The 3185-nt window shown below is 55.9% G+C and carries 3 protein-coding genes; all 3 read right to left on the bottom strand.

The features are described from left to right. Positions 1–610: 610 nt before the first annotated feature. Genes rlmM through QMM04_RS21730 form a run of 3 tightly spaced genes read right to left on the bottom strand, consistent with a single transcriptional unit; the run spans position 611 to position 3067 of the window. Positions 611–1711 (bottom strand): 23S rRNA (cytidine(2498)-2'-O)-methyltransferase RlmM, encoded by a 1101-nt coding sequence (rlmM, locus tag QMM04_RS21740; protein WP_021507383.1) that lies wholly within the window; start codon positions 1709–1711, stop codon positions 611–613. Further along, positions 1704–2099 carry a DUF423 domain-containing protein gene (locus tag QMM04_RS21735; RefSeq protein ID WP_021507384.1) on the bottom strand — a complete coding sequence of 132 codons (396 nt, stop codon included), beginning with the start codon at positions 2097–2099 and terminating at the stop codon, positions 1704–1706. Before QMM04_RS21735 ends, rlmM begins: the two co-directional genes overlap by 8 nt. Positions 2100–2149: 50 nt before the next feature. Then, a complete protein-coding gene (locus tag QMM04_RS21730; RefSeq protein ID WP_010616414.1) occupies positions 2150–3067 on the bottom strand; it encodes a transcriptional regulator GcvA in 918 nt (305 codons plus the stop codon). Positions 3068–3185: the final 118 nt, after the last annotated feature.

Genomic DNA, 3185 nt, shown 5'->3' with positions numbered 1-3185 from the left:
TTCTGCGAAATAATTTGTGCCACCGCAGGACGGCAAGCCCGAGCTGGTCAGGCAGGTTTCAGCCCCATTCCACACCGGTTGTGGTTTTGGTAGCGGCGCAATTTATTGCGCGATGAATCGGACCGCTACGGGTCAGTGCAGCTAATTTCTGCGAAATAATTTGTGCTAGCGCAAGGCGGCAAGCCTGAGAGTCCCCGGGAGCATACATTAGTATGTGACCGGGGCGAGCAGGCGCTGCCAACGCCGCGATAGTGCAAAGAATGAAGCAGAAGTTCTGCGAAATAATTTGTGCCACCGCAGGACGGCAAGCCCGAGCTGGTCAGGCAGGTTTCAGCCCCATTCCACACCGGTTGTGGTTTTGGTAGCGGCGCAATTTATTGCGCGATGAATCGCGCCGCTACAAATGTTATGCGGCCTGCAGTTACCTGCATTAATACGAAGCAGCCAATCTGCGAAATAATTTGTGCTAGCGCAAGGCGGCAAGCCTGGGAGTCCCCGGGAGCATACATCAGTATGTGACCGGGGCGAGCAGGCGCAGCCAACGCTGCGGTAGTGCAAAGTATGAAGCAGGTGCAGCCAACGCCGCGATAGTGCAAAGTATGAAGCAGAACTAGCGTTCGTCGCGCCGTCCGCCGACTGCCGCCCAAATCCGGCGCACATGCACGGTCACTTCTTCGCGGTCGTGATACAGCTGGCGCGCCTGGATCTGCGCGTTTACGCCCTTCTCCTTCAGCGCCGCGTCCATCATTGCCAGGTTCTGCGTAACTTCTTCATAGCGCTTTTTCATTGGCAGCTTGAGGTTGAAGATCGCCTCACGGCACCAGCCGTTGACCAGCCATTCGGTCATCAGGCTGGCGACGCGCACCGGTTTTTCCACCATGTCGCACACCAGCCAGCTGATGTTGCTGCGCGGCGGGCGGAATTTGAAACCGTCTTCGCGGCAGTGCGTAACCTGTCCGGTATCCATCAGGCTTGGCGCCATCGGGCCGTTATCCACCGCGTAGACCCACATGCTGCGCTTCACCAGCTGATAGGTCCAGCCGCCGGGGCAGGCACCGAGATCGACCGCATACATGCCGCTGCCCAGCCGTTCGTCCCACTCATCGGCCGGCACGAACACATGGAATGCTTCTTCCAGCTTCAGCGTAGAGCGGCTTGGCGCATCGGCCGGGAACTTCAGGCGCGGAATGCCCATGTAAAACGGCGAATTGTTGTGCGGCAGCGAATAACCAACGTAGCAGGTGCCCGGCGCGATAAAGAACACATGCACTACCGGACGTTTATTGCTCTCATAATTCAGCAGGATTTTGCTGTCGCGCAGGCTGGCGCGCAGCGGTACCGTCAGCTTGCGGCAAAATTTGGTCAGCTCTTTGGCTTCATTGGTGTCGGGCACTTCAACGCGCAACTCGCCGCCCTTCTCCACCACGCCGCTCAGCATGCCGACGATCGGGGTAATACGATCTTCCGGCGGAAGATCGCGCAGCAGCTCGCCCACCACCAGCATTTGCCGGGCAAAAATCAGCTCTGCGAACGGCAGCGTGGCGATCAGTTTTTCCGCCTCTTCCGGCTGATAGCACTCAAATAGCACGTAACCGGCGTCATCTTTAACACGCGGAAAACCGTAGATTTCGCGTTCCGCTGCTTTGGCACTGATTTCTGCCGCACACTCTTTCTCAAATCCCGGGCGGCAATAGAGTAAAACTTTATTCATGGCGATCTGCCTTTCGTTTCAGACGCAGCGCGCCAATCAACATCAAAAACCAGCCAATCAGGAAGCACAGGCCTCCAACCGGCGTAACAAACACCCAAAACTTCAGGTGCGACAGCGCCAGACAATACAGGCTACCGCTGAACAGGACGATACCCAGCGCCATCGCGGCGCTACTCCAGTAAAACCAGATATTGGCGCGACGCAGCATTGCTGCGCCAATACCGATAATCGCCAGCGTATGATACGCCTGATATTCAAGGCCGGTATGGATCCACGCCATCTCGGCCGCGCCGAGCGCTTTGCTCAGCACGTGCGCCCCAAAAGCACCAAACGCCACCAGCAGAAAGCCGCTGATGGCGGCAAATATAAACATGGCACGACTGGACATTCATTTATCCTCAAGGTGAAACCGCACATCACTGTGCGGCAGGCAACGCGTTAGTGATCGTAGCGGAAGCGGAATTTTTCTTGTTCAGTTGCGGCTTTTTCCAGAATCCACTGCCGAAAGGCGGCTATTTTACCCAGTTCTGCCTGGCTGTCATGACAAACCAGATAAAAAGCATTTTTACTCACTAAGACATCGTTGAAAGGACAGACCAGACGTCCGGCCTCAATTTCACTCTGCGCCATCACGTTATTGGCCAGCGCCACGCCCTGGCCGTGGATCGCCGCCTGCAGCACCATGGCGCTGTGGCTGAAGATCGGCCCCTGCTGAACATTAATGTGCTGCAAGCCCAACTGACGGATATAGGATTGCCAGTCACGGCGCGAGGCGTCATGCAGCAGCGTGAAATGCGCCAGATCGGCCGGTGATTTGAGCGGATTGTCGCCGGTCAGCAGCAGCGGCGAGCACACCGGCAGCAGATATTCGGCATACAATTTTTCTACCCGCAAACCGGGCCAGTTGCCGCGGCCGTAAAAAATCGCCACGTCGACATCGTCGGCCAGCTTCTCCTCATCACGGTCTACCGCCTGGATACGCACATCAATGCCCGGATAAGCCAGATTAAAGCTGGAGAGGCGCGGAACCAGCCACTGAATGGCGAAACTCGGCAACAGGCTGACGGTGAGAGCCCCTTTGGCACTGCGCGCCTGCAGTTTGCGCGTGGCATCGTTCAGTGCCGAAAAAATCTCTTTGATATCGAGATAGTAGCTTTGACCCTCTTCGGTCAATAACAGCGAACGATTGCGCCGGCGAAACAGCTTAAGACCGAGAAAATCTTCCAGCGATTTAATCTGATGGCTGACAGCCGCCTGGGTCACAAACAGCTCCTCAGCGGCTTTGGTGAAGCTCAAATGACGGGCCGCAGCGTCGAAGACGCGAAGAGCATTAAGCGGCGGAAGGCGTTTTGACATGGTTTTCCGTACCCGGATTGACAGCGTAACACTGCAACTTATACAAAGTCGTTACGTATTAGATTTTTTAATCCGAGACATTATAATTTGTCCGTTGAGGAAGCTCCAGCAAATACCT

The sequence above is a fragment of the Pantoea sp. Pa-EAmG genome (assembly GCF_030024295.1).
Classification (GTDB): Bacteria; Pseudomonadota; Gammaproteobacteria; order Enterobacterales; family Enterobacteriaceae; genus Pantoea; species Pantoea dispersa.
The sequence above is the reverse complement of the archived record's forward strand: the minus strand, read 5'-3'. Positions and strand labels throughout refer to the sequence as shown.

What these genes read in the sequence shown, in the direction of transcription:
- rlmM (WP_021507383.1), bottom strand. Translation starts at nt 1,711, where the DNA reads ATGAATAAAGTTTTACTCTATTGCCGCCCGGGATTTGAGAAAGAGTGT.
- QMM04_RS21735 (WP_021507384.1), bottom strand. Translation starts at nt 2,099, where the DNA reads ATGTCCAGTCGTGCCATGTTTATATTTGCCGCCATCAGCGGCTTTCTG.
- QMM04_RS21730 (WP_010616414.1), bottom strand. Translation starts at nt 3,067, where the DNA reads ATGTCAAAACGCCTTCCGCCGCTTAATGCTCTTCGCGTCTTCGACGCT.